This window comes from Pseudarthrobacter sp. CC4 (genome assembly GCF_048957775.1).
GTDB lineage: Bacteria > Actinomycetota > Actinomycetes > Actinomycetales > Micrococcaceae > Arthrobacter.
Window position 1 is genome coordinate 74,488 of sequence record NZ_JARCCZ010000016.1, and the last position, 20,818, is coordinate 95,305.

21 protein-coding genes are annotated in these 20,818 nt (G+C 66.5%); 5 read left to right on the forward strand and 16 right to left on the reverse strand.

Annotation, left to right across the window (positions count from 1 at the left end; translation table 11 throughout):
• Positions 1 to 8: 8 nt before the first annotated feature.
• From PV768_RS12295 to PV768_RS12330, 8 genes are all read right to left on the reverse strand, one after another.
• Complete coding sequence (locus tag PV768_RS12295) at positions 9 to 998, reverse strand: cyclase family protein (RefSeq protein ID WP_421093144.1); 990 nt, start codon at positions 996 to 998, stop codon at positions 9 to 11.
• On the reverse strand, positions 995 to 1,249 hold the full coding sequence (locus PV768_RS12300; RefSeq protein WP_157239946.1) for a hypothetical protein: 255 nt from the start codon (positions 1,247 to 1,249) through the stop codon (positions 995 to 997). The genes PV768_RS12295 and PV768_RS12300 overlap by 4 nt, the downstream gene beginning before the upstream one ends.
• A 13-nt stretch (positions 1,250 to 1,262) precedes the next feature.
• On the reverse strand, positions 1,263 to 2,600 hold the full coding sequence (locus tag PV768_RS12305; protein WP_421093145.1) for a TRAP transporter large permease subunit: 1,338 nt from the start codon (positions 2,598 to 2,600) through the stop codon (positions 1,263 to 1,265).
• Positions 2,601 to 2,680: 80 nt separating this feature from the next.
• The gene (locus tag PV768_RS12310; RefSeq protein ID WP_421093146.1) at positions 2,681 to 3,460 is read right to left on the reverse strand and encodes a DUF1932 domain-containing protein; all 780 of its coding nucleotides are present in this window, start codon (positions 3,458 to 3,460) and stop codon (positions 2,681 to 2,683) included.
• A gap of 21 nt (positions 3,461 to 3,481) precedes the next feature.
• Positions 3,482 to 4,111 carry a methyltransferase gene (locus PV768_RS12315; RefSeq protein ID WP_421093147.1) on the reverse strand — a complete coding sequence of 210 codons (630 nt, stop codon included), beginning with the start codon at positions 4,109 to 4,111 and terminating at the stop codon, positions 3,482 to 3,484.
• A 30-nt stretch (positions 4,112 to 4,141) separates the two neighbouring features.
• Complete coding sequence (locus PV768_RS12320; RefSeq protein ID WP_421093148.1) at positions 4,142 to 5,146, reverse strand: tripartite tricarboxylate transporter substrate binding protein; 1,005 nt, start codon at positions 5,144 to 5,146, stop codon at positions 4,142 to 4,144.
• Positions 5,147 to 5,192: 46 nt separating this feature from the next.
• Positions 5,193 to 6,695, reverse strand: coding sequence for a tripartite tricarboxylate transporter permease (locus PV768_RS12325; protein WP_323057934.1), 1,503 nt, complete (start codon positions 6,693 to 6,695; stop codon positions 5,193 to 5,195).
• A gap of 2 nt (positions 6,696 to 6,697) precedes the next feature.
• Entirely contained in the window at positions 6,698 to 7,201 is a 504-nt protein-coding gene (locus tag PV768_RS12330) for a tripartite tricarboxylate transporter TctB family protein (RefSeq protein WP_421093149.1), read from the reverse strand.
• Positions 7,202 to 7,336: 135 nt separating this feature from the next.
• Here PV768_RS12330 and PV768_RS12335 point away from each other — a divergent pair, with 135 nt between their 5' ends.
• The 4 genes from PV768_RS12335 (at position 7,337) to PV768_RS12350 (ending at position 11,684) form a co-directional block, all read left to right on the forward strand.
• Positions 7,337 to 8,140: an IclR family transcriptional regulator gene (locus tag PV768_RS12335; protein ID WP_421093150.1), complete on the forward strand. Its 804-nt coding sequence runs from the start codon at positions 7,337 to 7,339 to the stop codon at positions 8,138 to 8,140.
• A gap of 124 nt (positions 8,141 to 8,264) precedes the next feature.
• On the forward strand, positions 8,265 to 9,926 hold the full coding sequence (locus PV768_RS12340) for an alkaline phosphatase D family protein (RefSeq protein WP_421093151.1): 1,662 nt from the start codon (positions 8,265 to 8,267) through the stop codon (positions 9,924 to 9,926).
• Positions 9,923 to 11,191, forward strand: a complete 1,269-nt coding sequence (locus PV768_RS12345; RefSeq protein ID WP_323057937.1) for an alkaline phosphatase family protein — start codon at positions 9,923 to 9,925, stop codon at positions 11,189 to 11,191. The genes PV768_RS12340 and PV768_RS12345 overlap by 4 nt, the downstream gene beginning before the upstream one ends.
• 73 nt (positions 11,192 to 11,264) lie before the next feature.
• Positions 11,265 to 11,684: a nuclear transport factor 2 family protein gene (locus tag PV768_RS12350; RefSeq protein WP_421093152.1), complete on the forward strand. Its 420-nt coding sequence runs from the start codon at positions 11,265 to 11,267 to the stop codon at positions 11,682 to 11,684.
• Here PV768_RS12350 and PV768_RS12355 read toward each other — a convergent pair.
• From PV768_RS12355 to PV768_RS12385, 7 genes are all read right to left on the reverse strand, one after another.
• A complete protein-coding gene (locus tag PV768_RS12355; RefSeq protein ID WP_421093153.1) occupies positions 11,681 to 14,149 on the reverse strand; it encodes a heavy metal translocating P-type ATPase in 2,469 nt (822 codons plus the stop codon). The genes PV768_RS12350 and PV768_RS12355 overlap by 4 nt on opposite strands.
• A gap of 189 nt (positions 14,150 to 14,338) precedes the next feature.
• A complete protein-coding gene (locus tag PV768_RS12360) occupies positions 14,339 to 15,016 on the reverse strand; it encodes a TIGR00730 family Rossman fold protein (RefSeq protein ID WP_321214966.1) in 678 nt (225 codons plus the stop codon).
• Positions 15,013 to 15,741, reverse strand: a complete 729-nt coding sequence (locus PV768_RS12365) for an ABC transporter ATP-binding protein (protein ID WP_321214965.1) — start codon at positions 15,739 to 15,741, stop codon at positions 15,013 to 15,015. Before PV768_RS12365 ends, PV768_RS12360 begins: the two co-directional genes overlap by 4 nt.
• Entirely contained in the window at positions 15,738 to 16,844 is a 1,107-nt protein-coding gene (locus tag PV768_RS12370; RefSeq protein ID WP_421093154.1) for an ABC transporter permease, read from the reverse strand. The genes PV768_RS12365 and PV768_RS12370 overlap by 4 nt, the downstream gene beginning before the upstream one ends.
• Before the next feature lie 37 nt (positions 16,845 to 16,881).
• The gene (locus PV768_RS12375) at positions 16,882 to 17,553 is read right to left on the reverse strand and encodes a methyltransferase family protein (protein WP_421093155.1); all 672 of its coding nucleotides are present in this window, start codon (positions 17,551 to 17,553) and stop codon (positions 16,882 to 16,884) included.
• On the reverse strand, positions 17,543 to 17,815 hold the full coding sequence (locus PV768_RS12380) for a DUF2933 domain-containing protein (protein WP_421093156.1): 273 nt from the start codon (positions 17,813 to 17,815) through the stop codon (positions 17,543 to 17,545). Before PV768_RS12380 ends, PV768_RS12375 begins: the two co-directional genes overlap by 11 nt.
• Before the next feature lie 111 nt (positions 17,816 to 17,926).
• Entirely contained in the window at positions 17,927 to 18,367 is a 441-nt protein-coding gene (locus tag PV768_RS12385; RefSeq protein WP_421093157.1) for a hypothetical protein, read from the reverse strand.
• A 392-nt stretch (positions 18,368 to 18,759) separates the two neighbouring features.
• Here PV768_RS12385 and PV768_RS12390 point away from each other — a divergent pair, with 392 nt between their 5' ends.
• Positions 18,760 to 19,641, forward strand: coding sequence for a F510_1955 family glycosylhydrolase (locus PV768_RS12390; RefSeq protein WP_421093158.1), 882 nt, complete (start codon positions 18,760 to 18,762; stop codon positions 19,639 to 19,641).
• A gap of 688 nt (positions 19,642 to 20,329) precedes the next feature.
• Here PV768_RS12390 and PV768_RS12395 read toward each other — a convergent pair.
• Positions 20,330 to 20,785 (reverse strand): universal stress protein, encoded by a 456-nt coding sequence (locus tag PV768_RS12395; protein ID WP_323057945.1) that lies wholly within the window; start codon positions 20,783 to 20,785, stop codon positions 20,330 to 20,332.
• Between the last annotated feature and the right edge of the window lie 33 nt (positions 20,786 to 20,818).

Here is a 20,818-nt window from a genome sequence, read left to right on the forward strand (position 1 = left end):
GCCGGGGATCACATCACCGCAGTGGCGTTCGCGGGTGATCCGGTTCCGCCGGTGATGTTCAGCGGCTTGACGGTGATGAAGGCGTCCCACTGGCCGGTAACCCGCATGTGCCGGGTCAGCGGACCCAGCCGCCACAGTTCCCCCAGCGGCAGGCCCAGCTTGGCCAGCAGCTGCTGGTGCATCATGCCGTGGTCGTTCGGTGCTGAATCGAGGTAAGGGCTGGCGGGCAGTGCGGGCAGGCATTCGAGGGCAAAATTGTCCGCCGCCAGGAGCGCGAGCCGGCGGTCCCATGCCCACGCAACGAACTCCTCGGACTGGGCCACGCCCGTTGCCCGCCTGCTGTCCCGCATGCGCTGCTTCTCCTCCGGCTGCAGGCCAAGGAACCATTCGCACCAGCCCGTATGCAGCATGAGGATGTCGCCCTGCCGGAGGCTCGCGGACTGGGCGGCCATCGCCCCCTCGATCAGGTCAAGGCCCAGGGGTTCCCCGGCGGCGTGGTCAATCGGAGCACCCTGCCCGGCGCGGTACCCGGCCAGGTCCACCAGCACTCCCCTCCCCACAATGGGACTGTCCGCCCATTCCTGGATGCCGAGGTCCGGCGTGCCCTCGCTGATGCGGTCATCGGGCGTGCCGTTGTAGAAACCGGCGTCGTCCGCCCGGCGGTGGCGCAGCCCGTCGATCTGGCTGGATCCCTGCAGGTAGTACCCGTCAAGATAATCATCGCGGTGGGCAGGGTGCGAGGAGTAGATGGTGTGCCGGGGGGCGCTGCGCTTAAGGGACATGCCCGGGTCGAAGGCATCCGCCGGATAGTCCAGGCCAAAGGCAGTTCCGGTCCGGATGCAGTCCCGCGCGTCCCGCACCGTTTGGGGAGTAATGAACGACGGCGTCCCCCGGGTTGGGTCCGGAAACAGGCCCCAGGAAGTCCCGGCCAATGCGCCCTCCCGGCGGAGGAGTTCAGCGAACGTCGGGTGCCGTCCGTCTTCGGCAGCAGGACTCACCGTGCCCCCGCTTCCTGGGGCTGATCCTGGTCCTGGCGGCGTTTGTAACTGAGCAGGAACCCGGCGACGGCACAGATGGAGGCGGCGATGCAGATGGGCGCCTTGATGGTGCCGTTGAGCAGTGTCAGCCACTCGCCTTTGCCGGCCGCCAGGGCGATGGCCTGCCCGGCCACGAACACGACGCCGCCGGCCAGCAGCACTGCCAGGGTCAGGACGAAGAGGACTTCGATGGCCCTTCGGATCGGTTGCATGTGTCTTTTTCCTTTAGATGGGCAGGATGCCGAGGATGATCAGGACGCCGATGCCCAGCAGCGGCAGGGCGTAGTGGGTCAGCAGCCGGAGGAATGTGGTGATCGGGTCCACGTCCGCTATGCCGCACGCCACGTACAGCGGGGCCCCTCCCGGCGGGACCGCCGCCTCGCAGGAGGAGAAGACAAGGACGGCCACGGCCGCCGTGGTGGCCGGGACACCTGCTGCCACCAAGGCGGCCACACCGACGGTTCCGACGGCCGCCATGGTCGCCGTCGCCGAAAGGGGCGCAGCCACGGCGATGACGATCAAGCCGATCAGGATGGCCAGGATCCACAGCGGCAGGTTCATCCCGTTGAGCAGTTCGGTCATCTGCTTGGGCAGGCCGGTGGCGGCGAGGGCGTTGGCACCGGCGAAGGCGAACACCACGGTGACGCCCACGATGCCGAAGCGCGGCGCGGACTCCTCCAGCAGCGCCCACCAGGCCCGGCCATCGGCGGGCAGCTTCTTCCGGCCCAGCAGGACGCCGGTGATGATGAGGACCACGGGGATCCAGACAATCACGCTGACCGATCTGGTGACGTCTCCGCCGGTCCAGTCCGACAGTCCCTTGGCGATGGCGCCGGAGGTGATGACCAGGGGAATGGCCACCACCACAAACAGCAGCAGGGTGGCCCAGCCGCGGCCGAACGCGGCCCGGACAGGCAACCGGTGCGCGGCGTCAAGCGGTGCCATGCCGCTCTTGCGGACCAGGAGCCAGGTGACAATCAGCCGGTGCACGAAGCACCACAGGCCGCCGAACAGCAGCGGAAGCACCAGCGCATTGATGTCCAGCAGGGGCCCCACCGTGGCGGAACCCACCAGGACGAACATCGAGGCACTGAACGGAAACGTGATGCCCATTCCAGCGTTCCCCGCCACAAGCGTGGCCGCCGAGGGCTTGTCCAGCCGGGACTTTTCCATCCACGGGATGGTCACCGATCCCACCGTTGCGGCGATGGCGGCCTGGTTGTGGACCACGCTGCCCAGTCCCGCTGATGCCACGGTGGAAACCCAGGCCGGCCCGCCTTTGACGCCGCCGATCAGGGAGTTCAGCAGGTCGATCAGCCGGTCCAGCACGCCGGTCCTGTCCAGCAGGTAGCCCATGAACACGAACGCCATGGTGGCGTAGACGATCTCGTCCGTGATGGCCGAGTACAGCGCCGCCAAGCCGATTTGCGCCGCAGCCGCCCCGGTGAACGGAAGCACGGCCAGGAACCCGAGGATCATGGCTTCCCCGACGCTGCGCTTGAGCACGGTGGTCCACAGCAGGATGACGGCAAGGTAGGCGCCGAGTGCCCAAATGCCGATCATGCTGCTGCTCCTGACGGCGGTACGCCGGTTAGGTGGTGAGTCACGTAAATACCCGTTCCTGATTCTGCCCGACTCCGGGCTCAGCGCAAGGCCGGCGCTGATTCCTGGGCGATGCGGCCAAGGGCGGCAGCGGACGCGGTGGTCATCTCGGCGGGCACTCCAAGGTCGCCGAGGTAGCCGGCGGTGTCCCGCATCTCCTTCGAGCGGCGGACGGCGTGCTTGGCAGTCCCGGTGAGGAACCGGTCAATCACTGCCTGCCCGTCACCGGCCAACTGGTTCGCAATCTGCGCGCGGATCCATTCTTCGAGCCCGGCCGCCCGGCCCGCGGTGACTGCCTCGACCACCACGGAGGCCAGGCCCTTCATCAGGACGCTCCGTAGGAGTTTGTGCGCCATGGCCGCCCCGGGTTCCCCGTCAGCAATTTCGACGTCGACGCCAAGGGGGCTGAGCAGCCGGGCCACCGCCTGGGCACCCTTTCCGCTGACCATCAGGGGCGTCCTTTCGCCCAGTGCGGAAACCGGTCCCAGGATGGCGACGTCGGCGAAGGCGGCTTTGCTTGGCAGCTGTCCGAGTTCCTTCATGACTCCGGGGGAGGATGAGGTGAAGTCCGCGTAGCAGCTGCCTGTTTCGAGGACCGGAAGGCACTCCCCGGCGACGCTGCGCGCCGCGGCGGCACCCGTCATCACCAGGACAATGTCTGCTCCGATGCAGGCTTCGGCGGCAGTCGCCGCGCGGGTGACGCCGGCGGGGGCGGTGGGCGCAACGGGATCAAAGCCCGTGACCTTGTGGCCGGCGGCGTGGAGTGCCGCGGCGTAGGTGGCGCCGGCTTCGCCGAGGCCAATAACGGTTACCGCTGTCATGGTTTCTCTGTCTTTCTTGCGTTAGTGGCGGGCAGCGACGATGGTTTGGCGGCGGCTGGTTTCATCGGCGAAGACTGCTTCGGCGGCTTCGGCGACGGCGGCTGCCTGCTCCCGGGGAATCACCACGACGCCGTCTGAGTCGCCGACGATGACGTCGCCCGGCAGGACGGGGACGCCGCCGAAAGCGAGCGGCGACCCCAGGCGGTAGGGGCCGTTCTTGTAGGGGCCGGCGGGGGAAGTAGCCCGGGCGAAGACGGGCATGCCGATCTCACCCAGCGCCTCGGCGTCGCGCGCTGCTCCGTCAAGCGCGAAACCCGCGATGCCAAGGTTGATGGCACGTTCACCAATGAGTTCACCGAGCAGTGCGCGGGAGGAGTCGCCGCCGCCGGCCACCACAATGACATCGCCGGGCCGGGCCAGCTCCAGCGCCTTGTGGATGCCCTGGTTGTCCCCCGGTCGGGTCCACACCGTGAAGGCAGGCCCGGCCAGGTTGGCACCTGGCCAGATCGCCTGGATGGCGGAGTCGGCGACGCCAAGCCGGTCCATGGCGTCGCCGATGTTGGCGGCCGGCAGTTTGGCGAGGCGTTCCACAACGTCCCTGGCGGGGCGGGGGAAATCGGCGTCGATGATGTCGATTGCTGGTGTTGTCATGATGGCTTCCGTCCGGTGGTTGCGGGAGGGTCAGTCGGTTTTCTGGACCAGCGGGAGGACCTTCTTGAAGTCCTCTTCCTGCCCGGCCCAGAACTGCTTGTAGTCGTTGCCGGAGAGGTAGCTGGTCTGCAGGCCGAGGTCGTTCATCTTCTGCACGACGGACGGATCTTCGATGGCCTTCTGGATGGCAGCCTCAAGCTTCGTTGCTACGGCTTCAGGCAGTCCGGCGGGGGCGGAGTAGCCACGGGCGGTCCCCGCTTCAACTTCGTAGCCAGCTTCCTTGAACGTGGGAACGTCCGGCAGTGAAGGGGACCTCTCGGACGTCATGACACCCAGGACGCGGGCCTTGCCCTGCTTGGTCAGGTCCGTCACGTCGCTGACGTTCGCCACCAGGATGTCAACGTGCTTGCCCAGGAATGCCGTGGTTGCCTGTGATGCGCCTTCAGAGAAGTGGACGGGTGCGAACTCCGCACCGGTCACCTGCTGGATCTGCGCCATGGCGAAGTGCTCGCCGGTCTGCAGGCCGGTGGTGCTCGCGGTCATGGACTTCGGGTTTGCCTTGGCTGCATCCAGGAGCTCCGTGAGCGTCTGGTACGGGCTGTCCGGCTGGACCGCAATGACGGCGGGGTCGATGACCTGGCGGCCCAGCGGCTGGAAGCTGTCGCGGGTGTACTTGGCGCCGCGGGCTGGATCCAGGGGTGATACGACGACGGACGGGGAACCGGTGGCGCCGATGGTGTAGCCGTCCGGCGCCGCGCTGGTCAGCTGGGTGTAACCGATCTGGCCGCCGGCGCCGGGCTTGTTGATGACCTCCACGTTGGTGCCGAGTTCCTTTTCCAGGATGGGCTGGATGAGCCGGGCGGCCGTGTCCACGGCACCGCCCGACGAGAAGGCGACCACGAGGTCGATCGTCTTGCCCTTCTTCGGGAAGTCGCCGGCGGAGGCGTTGGTGGCTCCGGCGTTGGCGCCACAGCCGGTGAGTGCAATCAGGGATGCTGCCGCGATGGCGGCGGCGATGCGGGAACGGGTTTTCATGGTTCTTCTCCTTTGAAGGGGTGTTGGGGGCAGTACCGGAAGGGGTTTAGGTTTCGGGGTCTTCATTGAGCGCTTTCGGCTTGCGGAGCTTGAGCATTGGGCTGAAGACGATCAGCAATCCCAGGCCGATCAGGACTGCTGAGATGGGGCGGCTGGTGAAGATACTGAAGTCGCCCTGCGAAATTTCGAGGGATTCGCGCAAGGAGCGTTCCATCAGCGGGCCGAGGACCAGGGTCAGCACCATGGGTGCCAGCGGGATGTCCAGGTGCCGGAGGGCGAGGCCCAGGAGCCCGAAGCCGATCATCACGAAGACATCGAAGACGCTGAAGTTGATGGTGTAGGCGCCGATCACCATGAAGAGCAGGATCAGCGCGGTCAGGATCGACGACGGGACACGGAGGATGGAGGTCCAGAGGCCCACCAGCGGAACGTTGAGGACCAGGAGGAGGAGGTTTCCGATGAAGAGGCTGGCGATGATGGCCCAGGCGATTTCGGAATGTTCGGTGAACAGGGTGGGGCCTGGGGTGAGGCCCTGCTGGAGGAAGGCGCCCATCAGGACAGCGATGGTGGGCGACGCCGGAATGCCGAGGGTGAACAGCGGGATCAGGGCGGCGTTGGCATGGGAGTTGTTGGCCGTTTCAGGGCCGGCAACACCTTCGATGGCGCCCTTGCCCAGTTCGCTGCGGTGGCGGGAGAACTTCTTCTCCGCGCCGTAGGCCAGCAGGGACGAAACGGAGCCGGTCATGCCCGGGATGAGTCCGAGGCCGAAGCCGATCCCGGTGCCGCGGGCCATGGCCGGTGCGCTCCGGCGCCATTCCTTGCCGGTGGGAAGCAACGAGCGGAAGTTCGGGGCGTGCACCGTGGGCGTTGCCGTGCCCTTGCGATAGGACAGGAGTTCGGAGAGACCGAAGACGCCCACAATCACGGCAACGAAGCTGACGCCGTCCAGCAAACGGTCCATGCCGAAGGTGAACCGGGGGGCACCGGCGACGGGGTCGATGCCCACCATGGCGATCAGCAGGCCGAGGGCACCTGAGATCACCGCCTTGACCATCGATTTGCCGGCGAGCGCAACAAGCAGGGATATGCCCACCACCATCAGCGCGAAGAATTCCGGCGGCCCCACGAGCAGGCCCAGTTCCCCGAGCGGCTTGGCTGCCGCCACCAGGCCGATGGTGGCCACAGTTCCACCCACAAACGATCCGACGGCGGCGATGGTCAGGGCGGCTCCGGCCTTGCCGATCTTGGTCATTGCGTAGCCGTCAATGGTGGTGATGGCGGAGGCGGCTTCGCCGGGAGTATTCAGCAGCACGCTGGTGATGGTTCCCCCGTAGGCGGTGCCGTAGAAGATGGCACAGAGCATGATGATGGCACCGGTGGCATCCAGGTTCAGGGTGAGCGGGATGAGCAGTGCAACGCCGGCGACGGGACCGATTCCGGGCAGGACCCCGATGATGGTGCCCAGGAGGCAGCCCAGGAAGGCAAAGAGCAGGTTCTGCCAGGTCATGGCGGCGGCAAAGCCGCCCATAAGTTCGTTGAAGATATCCACGACTAGAGTCCGATCGTGTTCAGCAGGGGGAAGGCCGAGACGGGCAATGACACGTTCAAGCCGTAATTGAAGGCGTAGAACGCGCCCACGCTGCCAGCGAGCGCTGTGACCAGGGAGGAGACCCAGCCCCGGCGGCCGCGCAGCTTCAGGTGGTACAGGAGGAAGAAGAACATGCTGAGCTGGAAGCCGATCAGGTCCATGACGGCCGCTAGGATCGCTAGGCTCAGGACGACGGCGGCCACCAGTCCGCGGTCAACGCCGTCCGCCGTTTCGCTGGGACTGCGGAGTTCCTGGAGCAGCCACAACACGGCCATGGCGGCGAGGACCGCGCCCATCGCGAAGGGGAACAGGCCAGGGCCTGGTCCCAGGGAAGTCCAGAGGCCGAGGCCGAGCGAGCTGACCAGGACGTAGACGCCGACGGCGGCGAAAGCGCCGATCCCCACGAGCACGGAGGGGGCCACCCGGCCGGTGCTCGTTGGTTTGGTCATCACTGACTCCGTTGTCATTGGTTCCTTCTTACTGTGCGTCGTTTTCACGCTGCGTCATTGCATTCCACAGAATGAAACTATATTGCGTACAGAGAAATAGTGACAGCAGACACACGCGCTGTCAAGCGCAAGGAACTTACATAGAATGAAAGGATGGTTACGACGACACCCACGCCCGCGGGCAGCCCGGCAGACGAGGGCCCCAAGGCCTCGAACATGCGTTCCCTCTCCCGCGCCATGGAGGTCTTCGCGGAACTGCAGCGCGCCGAGCGCCCCCAGCGGCTTAGCGACCTGGCCAGGAACTGCGGCATGAGCCTGCCCACCACGCTCCGGATCCTGCGGGTGCTGCAGGATTTCGGCATGGTGAGCCAGACAGACAAGTCCTACCGGATCGGGCCGGCCGTGCTACCGGCGGCAAAGAGCTTCCTTGAGAACGATCCCTTGGCGGTTGCCGGACGTCCGGTCCTGCAACAGCTGGCAACGCAGACCGGCATGTCCGTTTCTCTCCATACCCGGCTCGGGAACGAGCGGATCCTGGTGGCGCGGGTTCAAGGCAAGGCGCCCATGCAGTACGACCTTCCCTTGGGTAAACGCCTGCCACTGACCCGCGGCGCGGCAGGGAAAATCCTGATTGCAGACGCTTCTGACGCAGAGCTCGAACAGGTCGTGGCGGCCGCGATCGCCGCCGGCCATGAGGAGCCGGGATTCACGGTTGAGGAACTGCGGTCGCGGCTGCCCGGGCCAGGCCTGGACTACGCGTACTCCGCGAACGAGCGCGTCGTGGGCGTGCTATCCGTCGGGGTTGCCTTGACCAACAGGGCAGGCCGCGCCAACGAGGCCATGGCGCTGAACTGCCCGGCAGAGGCGACGACCGAAGAGAAAATCAAGGCCAATGTCCCGGAGCTGCGACGCGCCGCCCGCAGGCTGTCGGAACTGCTCGAGGGCTCCGTCTATTAGGAGGCTTGCACCCGGCCCCAGGGCCTGAAGGGGGCGAAACTGCAGGCGAACCTCGGTGGGACGTTTGGTGAACATCCGGCAAAATCCGCCAATTGCGCCGCACGGGGCGTTGATACTGGAGTACATGCCTTTTGTTACCCGCCAGTACGGACAATCGCCCACCCGCCGCCAGGTCCTCCGCGCAGGCGGCCTTGCCGCGGCCGTCGCCGGAGTGGCGCCCCTCGTCTCGAGCCCTGCCCAGGCGGCTGATCCGCTGTTCGCGCATGGAGTTGCCTCCGGCGATCCGCACCCGGACAACGTGGTGCTCTGGACCCGGGTGACCCCCAGCCCGGAAGCCACACCCGGCTCGGGACTCGGCCCCGCCGCAACAGTGAACTGGGAAGTGGCGGCCGACCCCGCCTTCACAAGGATCGTCTCGAAGGGCTCGGTGAAGACCGGGCCGGAGCGTGACCACACCGTGAAGGTGGTCGCCGATCGCCTGCAGCCGGGCACCCCGTACTGGTACCGCTTCACAGTGGGCCGCGGGATGTCCGCCACAGGCCGGACCAAGACGGCACCGGCGGCCGGGGCCCAGGTGGAGCAGCTCCGCTTCGGCGTGGTCTCCTGCGCCAACTATCAGGCAGGCTACTTCAGCTCCTACCGCCACCTCGCCCAGCGCGGGGACCTCGACGCCGTGCTCCACCTCGGCGATTACCTCTACGAGTACGCACCCGGGGAATACCAGGCGAGGGACGTCGTCGTACGCCCGCACGATCCCGCCGTCGAAATGACCACCCTCTCGCATTACCGGCGCCGGCACGCCCAGTACAAAACAGACGCCGACCTGCAGGCCCTGCATTCGGCTGCACCCTTCATCGTCACCTGGGACGACCATGAAGCGGCCAACGATGCCTGGAGCGGAGGAGCGGAAAACCACACCGAGGGCGCAGAGGGGCCCTGGGCCGAACGCCGCGCGGCTGCCAACCAGGCCTACGCGGAGTGGATGCCCGTGCGCTACCAGCCCGGAGGTCCGCTGTACCGCCGCCTTGACTTCGGTTCGCTGGCCAGCCTGTCCATGCTGGACCTCCGCTCCTACCGGAGCCAGCAGGCCGCCAACGGCCTCGACCCCGCCGTGGACAGCCCGGACCGCACCATCACGGGAGCTGCGCAGATGGACTGGCTGCTGGGCAACCTCACCTCCGGCGGCCCCCAGTGGAAGCTGGTGGGCAACCCGGTGATGATTGCCCCCGTCCGGGTTCCCTCGACGCTCAGCCTGGCCGAACTGGCGGGGGTCCAGAAGCTCATGGGCGGCACCACCGTCGACGGCGTCCCCTACAACGTGGACCAGTGGGACGGCTACGAGGCGGACCGGAGCCGGGTGGTCCGGCACCTGCGGGACCAGGCAATCAAGGACACCGTTTTCCTCACCGGCGACATCCACTCCGGGTGGGCCTGCGACCTCCCCGCCGACCCCCTGACCTACCCCACCACCGGCGATTCGGTGGCGGCGGAACTGGTCTGCACGTCGGTGACCAGTGACAACCTCGACGACATACTGAACGCTCCACCGCGGACCTCCTCCCTGGGGGTGGAGGCGGCCATCAGGACGGCCAACCCCCACGTGAAGTACCTCGACTTCGACTCGCATGGATACTCCGTCCTGGACGTCACTCCTGCGGGAGTCCGGATGGACTGGTACGTCCTTGCCGACCGGACGGCGCAGGCCTCGGCGGCCACGCTGTCCACCTCCTTCAGGGTCGGTGCCGGCACCGGCAAAGTCGTCGCGGCAACCGGCGGCGCGCTGTGAACCCGGACCGCCGCCAGTTCCTGCGCCTCGCCGGCGCCGGAAGTGCCGCCGTCGTCCTTTCAGCGGCGCCCGGCACGTCGTGGGCCGGCCCGGCGACGAATCCCGGCACCGCCCGGACGCGCACCTATGTCCTTGTGGTGGACGGCTGCCGGCCGGACGAGATCACCCCTGAGCTGACCCCGCGGCTCGCCGCGCTGCGGACGCAGGGCACCAACTTCCCTGCCGCCAGGTCGCTGCCGGTGATGGAGACGATCCCGAACCACGTCATGATGATGACCGGCGTCCGGCCGGACAGGTCCGGAGTCCCCGCCAACTCGGTTTACGATCCCGCCGAGGGGGCAGCCAGGGACATGGACCGCGAAACCGACCTCCGCTTTCCCACGCTGCTTGAACGCCTGCGCGACTCCGGCTTCACCACCGCCTCCGTCCTGAGCAAGAAGTACCTCTACGGAATCTTCGGCACGCGGGCAAGCTACCGCTGGGAGCCTTATCCCCTGCTGCCCGTGACAGGACACGCGCCGGACGCCGCGACCATGGACGCCCTGCTGGCCATCGTTAGCGGCCCCGACCCGGACTTCACGTTCACCAACCTCGGCGACGTTGACCGGATGGGGCACTCGGACCTGACCGGAACCACGCTGCAGGCCGCGCGCACGGCTGCCCTCGCGGACACCGACCTGCAGGTGGGCCGGCTGGTGGACCACCTGGTTGATACGGGCAAGTGGGAGTCCAGCGTCCTGGTGGTGCTTGCGGACCACTCCATGGACTGGTCACTGCCCACCAATGTGGTTTCGGTGGACCTGATCCTCCAGGCCCGGCCGGACCTCCGGTCCTCCATCACCGTGGCCCAGAACGGCGGTGCGGACCTGCTGTACTGGACCGGCCCCTCGGAGCAGAAGGCGGCCGGCCTCCAGGCCGTGCGTTCCCTGGTCGAATCACACCCCGGCGTGCTGTCGGTGCAGGCACCTGCCGAGCTGCGGCTGGGGGCGGAGGCCGGCGACCTGGTGGCCTTCTGCCGTGCCGGCTGGCGGTTCTCGGACCCCTACATCGTCTCGAATCCCATACCCGGCAACCACGGGCATCCCGCCACCGAACCCATCCCGTTCTTCATCTCCGGCGGCAGCCCCCGGGTGCTCCGCGGCCGGACGTCCTCTGATCCTGCGCGGACGGTGGACGTGGCCCCGACCGTCGGTGCCCTTTACGGGCTCAAGGCGCCTTCGGGCGGCTACGACGGTGTTGCCAGGACGACGGCGTTCAGCGGCTGAGGGGGCGTGAGGGCCGCAGCCGGACCGGAGGAAGGGGTCGCAGCGGCCGAGGTGCCGGGATCATACTGGTGGCATGAGCGATCGCGCCGATTTCCTGGACTGGGTGAGGACCGAGCTGCACGCTGCGGAACTAGCCATTCATAACGGTAATGCCGCCCCGCGCAGGGCACTCTGGTCCCGCAACGAACCCGTGAGCGTCCTTGGTGCATGGCGCAATGCCTTCGGACAGCAGGAACTGGACGACTTGTTCACGGGCCTTGCCAGGCAGTTCTCCAACTGCACTTCGTACAGATTCGAGTTGCAGGCCTACGACATTGTGGGCGACATGGCATATACGGCGGGCCTGGAACACACTTCAGCCTCGGTCGACGGCGAACCGCGCAGCTACGTGCTCCGGGCAACCCAGATTTACCGCCGCGAGGACGGTGCATGGAAGGTCGCCCACCGGCACGGCGACACAGTAACCGGCTGGGGTCTTGGCCCGGGCGGCTAACGGTTGCCGGCCGGGGCCAGCGGCCGGGCCGGGCGGGCGGTGGTGGCCTCGGGCGTTTCGGGCCGGGGCAGCCGGAGCCTTTTGAGCAGCAGGGCGTTGACGGCGACCAGGAAGCTGGAACCTGACATCGACAGGGCCGCGATCTCGGGGCTGAGGACGATCCCCGCGAACGCGAACACCCCTGCCGCGATGGGCAGGGCTATTGCGTTGTATCCGACAGCCCAGCCCAGGTTTTGGCGCATCTTCCGCAGGGTTCCTTTGCCGATGCGCAGGGCGATGGGGACGTCCAGCGGGTCCGAGCGCATCAGCACGACGTCGGCCGTTTCGATGGCCACGTCGGTGCCGGCACCGATGGCGATGCCAAGGTCAGCCTGGGCCAGGGCTGGGGCGTCGTTGACGCCGTCGCCGACCATGGCGACTTTCTTGCCCTTCTGTTGCAGTTCGGCAATCTTCGCTGATTTGTCCCCCGGGAGCACTTCCGCGATGACGGTGTCGATGCCGAGCTGGCCGGCGATCCTTTGGGCGGTGGCTTCGTTATCGCCCGTGAGCATGACGACTTCGATCCCGGCCTCGTGCAGGGCAGCTATCGCCGCCGCCGCGGTTTCCCGGGCGGCGTCCGCCAGGGCCACCACGGCCGCGGCACGGCCGTCGACGGCGACGAGCACGGCGGTCCGTCCGGTTCCTGCCAGCTCGCTGCGCACCGCAGCCAGCGGCCCGAGTTCGATGTTCTCGTCTGCCATGAGTTTTCGGTTGCCCACCAGGACCTTGCGCCCCCCGACGGTTGCGCCGGCCCCGTGGCCGGGAACGTTCAGGAAGTCGCTGGCGTCCAGGGCGGCGGCGCCGTGTTCCTCGGCGTGCCGAACCACTGCCGCGGCGAGGGGATGTTCGGATTCCTTTTCCACGGCGGCGACCAGGGCCAGCAGTTCTCCTTGGTCAATGCCCTCAACGACGACGTCGGTGACTTCCGGTTCGCCCTTGGTGAGAGTTCCGGTCTTGTCCATCACGACAGTATCGATCCGGGCGGAAACCTCCAGGGCAGTGGCGTTCTTGAACAGTACGCCGCGTTTGGCCCCGAGGCCGGTTCCGACCATGATGGCTGTCGGTGTGGCCAGGCCCAGGGCGTCCGGGCAGGTGATGACGACGACGGTGATGGCGAACAGCAGCGCGGTTTGGACCCCCGCGCCGAGGGCGAGCCAGGCCGCGAACGTCACGGTTCCGCCGACCAGGGCGACCAGGACCAGCCAGAACGCGGCCCGGTCGGCCAGCCGCTGGCCGGGGGCCTTGGAGTTCTGGGCTTCCTGGACGAGGGCGACGATCTGGGCCAGGGCGGTGTCGGCCCCGACCTTGGTGGCCCGGACCCTCAGGGTGCCGCTGGTGTTGATGGACGCGCCAATCACCTCGGAGCCGGTGGTCTTGGCGACCGGGAGGCTCTCCCCGGTGACCATGGACTCATCAACCTCCGATTGGCCCTCTTCGACCTGCCCGTCGACGGGGATTTTGGATCCTGGCCGGATCAGCAGCAGGTCCCCCACCAGGACTTCGGAGGTGGGGATCTCCACTGTCCCGCCCTCGCGGATGACGACCGCGACCGGAGGTGCGAGTTCGAGCAGGGTCCGGATGGCCTCATTCGCCCCGCCGCGGGCGCGCATTTCAAACCAATGGCCCAGCAGCACGAAGGCGGCCAGGACGGTGGCGGCTTCGTAGAACACTTCCCCGCCGCCGGTGAGTGTAACCCACACGCTGTAGAGCCAGCCGGTGCCGACGGCAATCGCGACCAGGACCATCATGTCCAGGGTGCGGGCCTTCAGTGCCCGGTAGGCGCCGTCGAAGAAGATCCAGGCGGAGTAAAAGATGACGGGCAGGGACAGGATCAGGGCCATGACGTCATCGCGGAGCCCGAACGGTGTCGGGGCGGTGAAGCCGAGCATGTCCCGGCCCATCGGGGACCAGAGCGTCACACCGATGGACAGGACGGCGGCCACCAGGAACCGGTTGCGCATGTCCCTGACCATGTCATCCATCGACATCCCGGCGTGGTGTCCGCCGTGGCCCATCATCTCCTGCGGGGTTCCGTGCATCGCCCCGTGGCCGGCGGGGCCGTGGCCTGCATGTTCGCCGGCCGCCGGATGGGCATGCCCGGCACCCTGGGTCCTGGCCGGGGCGTGCAGGGGCTCGTCCATGGGGTAGCACACGTGATCCGGGACCGATTCGCCCCGGCAGTGGTATCCGCAGTCCCGGACCCATCCGGAGATCTGCTTCACGGACGTCAGTGACGGGTCGAACTTCACGGTGGCGGTCTGGGCGACGGGGTTCGCATCGACGGCGGTGACTCCGGGCCGCTGCAGCAGCACGCGTTCAATGACCGCTTTGGAGGTCGCCCAGTGCAGGCCCCGCACCTCCACGACGGTGCTCTTCAAAGGAGCGTCCACTGCTCCGTCGGCGGTGGCCTTCCTGTCAGCAGTCATCGCGGGTCCTTTCGCAGGGTTGTCCGGGAAGGCAGCGGGCGTTTCACCCGTTGCCGGACCTTCACCGCGTGAGAGCAATGCACCACTGCCCTACCGTTCACTATCGTCCTTGGCGCCGGGAAGCGTCAGAGTCTTTGGTCCCCGGCGTCCGGGGCTGTTCGGCGGGCGGCACATTCATCGCGTCCCGGATCACCGGGCGAGCTGGCGCAGGTGGCAGTGCTGGATCAATTCCACGGCTTCGTCGATGTCGTCGGTGCACCGCAGCAGGCGGATGTCCTGGGCTGCAATGAATCCCTGGCTTTGGAGCTGCTCCCGGATCCAGTCGGTCAGTCCGGTCCAGTGCCTGGTCCCGATCAGGACGACGGGAAACTCGTGGATTTTGCCGGTCTGGACGAGGGTGAGGGCTTCAAAGAGTTCATCAAGTGTGCCGAACCCGCCGGGAAGGACAACAAAGGCCGAGGCGTAGCGGACGAACATGAGTTTTCGGGCGAAGAAGTACCGGAAAGTCATGGACACATCGACATAAGGGTTCAACACCTGTTCCCTCGGAAGTTCGATACCCAGTCCGACCGAGGTGCCGCCGGCTTCCGTGGCGCCGCGGTTGGCAGCTTCCATCAGTCCCGGCCCGCCCCCTGTAATCACGGCGAACCCGGCCTTTGCGCACCGGGCGCCCAAGGTCCGGGCCACCGCGTAGCGGGGATCCTGGGGGCCGGGGCGTGCTGATCCGAAGACGGCGACTGCTTTGCCGAGCCGGTGTGAGAGGAGGCTGAATCCGGCGTCGATTTCGGTGCTGATCCGTTCCATCCGGGCCGGGTCATCGGCCGGGTCGGCGAGGACTGCGAGCAGTTCTTCATCGGTCATTTTCATGCCGGTGCCGCTTCCGGGTGCATGCTGCAGTAGCGGTTGTGTTCCCCGGCTTCTTCGGCGGTGAGCCGGCCGTCTTCAATGGTGAGGACACGTTTGGCCGCGGTCCGCAGCCGCTGGTCGTGGCTGACGATGATGACGGCCCGATTTTCCCGGCAGGCCGTCCCGCACAGGAGCAGGGTCACGTCCTGGCCTGTTTTCGCGTCCAGGTTGGCGGTGGGTTCGTCGGCGAGGATCAGCCGCGGGTCGTTCGCCAGGGACCGTGCGATGGCCACGCGTTGCTTCTCGCCGCCGGAGAGGTCCCGGGGCAGGTTCCGCAGCCGGTGTCCGAGCTGGAGTTGTTCCAGCGCGGCCCGGGCTTTTGTCCGCGCCGCTTTCCTCGGTGTTCCCGCCGTGATCAGTGGCAGCATGACGTTTTCCTCGGCAGTCAGGGCCGAGAGCAGGTTAAAGGTCTGGAAGACGAAACCGAATTCGCGCAGCCGCAGCCGGGACAGTTGCGCAGGTGAAAGGTTGGAGGTGTCCTGCCCGGCAATGAGGATCCGGCCGCCGGAAGGGGACATGAGCGTGCCGATCATGGACAGCAGGGTTGTTTTCCCGGATCCGGAGGGGCCCATGACGAGCACGATGTCCCCGGGGTCAACGCTCAGGGACACGTGCTCCACCGCGGTCACGGCGGTGTGCCCGGACCCGAAGGTCTTGGACACGTCCTGGACGTCGACAATTCTCATGCCCGGAACACCTCCGCCGGGTCGATCCGTGACAGCCGGCGCACCGGCAGCAGTGAAGCCACCACGGCCATCACCAGTGTGACCGCGAGGATCCAGACGGCGTCCAGCCAGCGGATTTCCGTGATGAACTCCGGGACATAGATTCCCGCGGCCCCGCTGACGGCCAAGGCAAGGCCTGCCCCGACGAGGTACCCGAGCACGGCGGCGGTGATGGCCTGTTCGATCACAACGGTGTAGAGCTGGCGGTTGCTTACCCCGATCGCTTTCAGGACACCGTATTCGCGCGCTTTTTCGATGGTTGAGGTGAAGATGGTCAGGCCGATCACGGTCATGCCCACGGCAATCCCGATTAAGAGCAGCACCAGGATGATGGGCAGGAAGGTGTCCCGGACGATGTTTGTGTTGTTCTCCACGAACCTGTCCTTGGTGATCGCGTCCACCGCGGGGTCCGCTTCGATCCGGGATGCGACCGCGCCGGCGTCGGTGCCGTCCTTGACGGTGACAAGGAAGAAGTTGGTGGCTCCGGGGAGCTGCAGGATCCTTTCGGCGTCTTCCTTGGTGGTGAACGCGAAGGAGAAGCTGAGGATGTATCCGCCCTCGGAGTAGCCGGCGACCTTCAGCGTCCTGCCTGCGACGGGGATGGTGTCCCCGATCCTGATGTCCTGGCTGCGCCCTACCACCCGGTCGATGATGATTTCGCCCTTATCGGGCACGGTTTTGCCCTCGACCACCCGGGCGGGTGCGCCGACATTATTCTCCGTGTCATCGGCAATGACGTAGAGGTTGATGTCCTTGCCGTTATGCGCGAACGCCACCCGACGGCCGCTGAAGGGCTTGGCGCTGGCAACACCGTCAACCCCGCTCAGGAAATCCCTGACGGTCAGGGGCAGCACGGAGGGGGTGTGGAACATGTCCGTCGCGCCCGTCTGGGTGATCCAATAATCGGCAGGGACAGTGCGGATGTACTCACCGATCTTGTTGCTCCAGCCCTGGTACAGGCCCTGGATGCTCATGATCAGCAGCACGCTGAACGCGACCCCGCCCACGCTGATCAGCAGCCGGGTTTTCTCCTGGACGAGGTTCTTTACCGCCAAGAACAGCATGATGCCACCCTTCAGGCCGTCGTTGCCCGCATGGCTGTCACGGGCCTTCCTGCAACTTCTGCCCGGTCCCGGCACGGCCCCGACCGGACCGGGGGACGAAGCCGGGGACCTCCCGGCGGTACGCGGCATAGGCTTCGCCGAACTCGGCCTCCATCATCCGCTCCTCCTTCCGGGCCAGGCGAAGGTACACGATGACCAGGACCGGGAACATCAGCAGTGTCAGCAGCGTGGGCCACTGCAGCAGGAACCCGGCCATGATCGTCAAAAACCCCATGTACTGCGGATGCCGCACCTTTGCGTAGGGGCCCGGCGTGGCCAGCCGGTGCTCGCGCTGCGCGGCGAACAGGACCTGCCAGGACAGGTAAAGCAACATGAAACCGGCTGCGATCAGCACATTGCTGAGGAGGTGCAGCGGGCTCAGGTGTGGGTCCCCCTGCCAGCCCGTGAGGTCCTGCCACAAATGACCCGTGTTATGGCTCAGCAGGTCCAGGCCCGGGACCCGGTTCCCCAGCCAGCCCGACAGCAGATAGATGGTCAGGGGAAAACCGTACATCTCGGTAAAGAGCGCCACGATGAAAGCAGAGAAACCGCCCAGGGCGCGCCAGTCCAGCTTCGTCCTGGGCCGGACAAAACTGAACGCGAAAATGATGAACACGGCCGAATTGAGGATAACCAGCCACCACAGGTCATACCCGTAGTCAGTGGGCATGCCCGGCACCCCCTCCGGAGTGCCGCCGGCCCGCACCACGGCCAACGCCACCGTGACCGGCATGGCCGTGGCCGCCATGCATGAAGAGATGCATCGACATCATCAGCACCACCCACAGGTACGGCAACGCGTCCAGGACATGCAGCCAGTGGTTCGTGACCAGGTACACCGCGGTGGCCGCGATAAGGACCGTCAGCAGCCCCTGCGCCCAAGGCCCCGACGGCCTGGGTATGGGAAGCTGCGGCTCCGGGCTAGTGCTCATACCGGAAAGTATTGGCCGCACCACGGCACGGGGAAAGGGTCAAACGGCCCGAGGAAAACAGATGTTTCCCGGATGCCCCACGACCTGGCGCGCTCACACGAACCCGGACGTTCAGTGGCCGCCGGTATGCCCTCCGGTGTGATCCACGGTGGGCACCGGTCCGGGGGTTATGTCCGTCCCGGTGCCGCTGATCGCGGGACCTATGACAAACGCGGACAGGGAAAACATGGCGGCGAAAACCAGCAGTCCCAGCACCGGTGCGATCCAGCTGCCAAACCGCCGGTAAAGCCGGACCAGCAGGGGAACCGATGCCAGAAGCCCCAGCGCGCCGAAAAGTGCCGTGCCGCCGGACCCTGCCACCAGGGCAGTCCCGGCGAGCAGGCCGATGTGGTGCAGAACGTGCGGCAACAGCCCCATGATCAGGCCGACGGCGCCGACCACAGTGTGCCATAGCGCCTGGATCCTGCCCCGGATGCCCGGTCCGGCAGGAACCGCTCCGCCCCGCGCCCCCGCTCCCCGGTGCATGTGGTGGGAGGAATGGTCAGCGGTCACGGCTATCCTGCTCACCCCGGGCATCCCGGGAGCTGTGCCCGGACGGTGCAGAACCATCCAAGCCCGCCGCGATCCTGAACACTTCACCGCCTATGACTTATGCCCTTCAGGAGGTGCCTGCCACTGTTGCCCCCCAGTGTGATGCCAACCTCAAGTACACCGCAAGGGCCGAAACTCCCTACCCGCCCCGGCCGGCTGACCGGGGCGAAACGGAACCCGCCGCAGGCTCGTTGTACCGGACAGCGTCCTGCCATTGGGCCGATAGTCTTGAACATAAACGTTGTCCGCGAAGGAGGACCCATGACCGAGCCGGCCTGCGCCCCTGCGGTTGCCACGCTTCGCCGCGCAGGACTCCCCGCGGCTGTTCCGGCCCCGATGACCGGATCCTCGGCATGCGTGTTCTGACCACCGGCAGGTCCTCGGCCGCGTTCACCGCCGCTGCCCTCCTGCTTACCCTCTCCGCCTGCGTCCCAGGCGCTACACCCGGTAGTCCGGGCGCCGGCCCTGTCCCGGCAACCGCCACCGCCGGGCTGCCCAGCTCCCATGTCCACGGCCTGACCGTAAGCCGCAAAACGGACCAGGTGCTGCTTGCCACCCATGAAGGCCTGTTTGACGTCACCAAACTACCGGGCACCAAAATTGGCGCCACCAACGATCTGATGGGCTTTACCGCCGCGGCTGACCAAGGTGTCTTCTACGCATCCGGACATCCCGGCCCCGGCTCCGATCTGCCCGACCCCATGGGCCTGATCAGGTCCGTCGATGGCGGCAAGACATGGGAACAGCTCTCCCGACAGGGCGAATCTGATTTTCACGCCCTCGCCGCCACCGCGTCCGGCATCGTCGCCTACGACGGGACGCTTCAAACCAGCCCGGACGGAAAAACCTGGACCCCGGCAAGGGCGGGCTTCGTTCCGGCCGTCCTGGCAGGCACCCCGGAGAGCGACACCGTTCTGGCCACCACCCGCGAAGGGGTCCAGCGCTCCACCGACGGCGGGAAAACCTGGGAACTAAATGCCACAGCCCCCATTGTCCAGTTCGTCGCCTTCGCCGGCGCCACGGAGGTCATCGGCGTCGAACCCGGCGGGACCGTGCATTACTCCGCCGACGCCGGAAGAACCTGGACACGCACCGGCCAAATCGAGGGTCAGGTCCAGGCAATGACAGCTGTAACCGGCGCTGAAGGCAAGCCACGGATCTGGGCCGCGACCGCCGAAAGGCTCGTCGTATCCACCGACGGCGGAGCCAGCTTCCGGGCCGCCGATTCCTCCTGAGCCGCCAGGCTCTGCCGGCTTCGTTGCCTTAAGGATGGCCGGCCGGCGCTGATGACCACGACTGCGCTACGGGGTTTGGGGTGAGGGTAAACGGCCGGGAGCGGCTGCTCTGAGCAGGGGGCGTGGCCTGGCGCCGAATAAGGGGAAGCCCCATCAGCCAGGCTGAAGGGGCTTCGACTGTTTTGATTCCGTTATGACGAACATCATCTCCCGAACTTGCGGGAATCCCGGCGCTTCCTGCCTCGTCACCGGCAGACCACCATGGATCAGATCCACAGCGTGTTCCAAGGTTCCCTGGTTGTTCGTTCCCGTCCTTCTTTCGAAGAACGTATAACTAGTTTCTCGCCTACTTTCCGGTACCGCAAGGGCAATTCCAGTGGATTTCGGGCGTTCCCGACGACACCTGCGCATCGCTCGAACGCAGGGATTCTGCTTGCAAGCGCCGCGCAAGTCCTTAAGCGCAGAACCTGCAGGTACCTTCGCGATCTCGCTAAGAGAAGGCCCGGACATTCTCATGTCCTGAACGACCCGGCGTCATCTGATGGTTACCTGCAGGCGATTTAAGTCTACGCCCGGACTGCGCCCTACAACAGGGCACGGTCCGCATCGCATCCCGCGGGAACTGCATCTTTGTGCCGGCTGGAAGGGGCATGTCCATTGGGACCAGTGAAGGGAAGCTCCGGGGAGGTCACGCCTTGGAGTGGACCACCAGAACAGGACATTGTGCGTGGTTGACGACCTGCGTCGAAACCGAGCCCAGGTGCAACCCGGGAAAACCGCCATGACCCCGGGAACCGACGACGATAAGGTCCGCGTCCTTGGCGGCGTCGAGTATTGCCGAAGCGGGTGAATTGGTATTGACGAGGTGTCCTGCGGCGGTCACGCCTCCGTCTGCAGCGGTCTTCAGCGCCTCACCCTGAAGCGTCCGCGCGGCTTGCTCTGGAGACTCTTCGGCGGCAATTTCGCCTGCCGCCGTTTCCAGGACAGCCGGATACCACGCCAACGGAGCCTTGTTCCAGGCTGTGACGAGGCGGAGCTGGCCGTGGCGCTGGCGGGCCTCATCCATGGCCCAGTCCAGTGCTGCCCGGGAATGCCCGGAACCGTCAAAACCAACAATAATCAAGAACGAACCGGTGCTGGTCACTTGTCTTTCCTTTCGATCGCCTCGCCGGGCCCT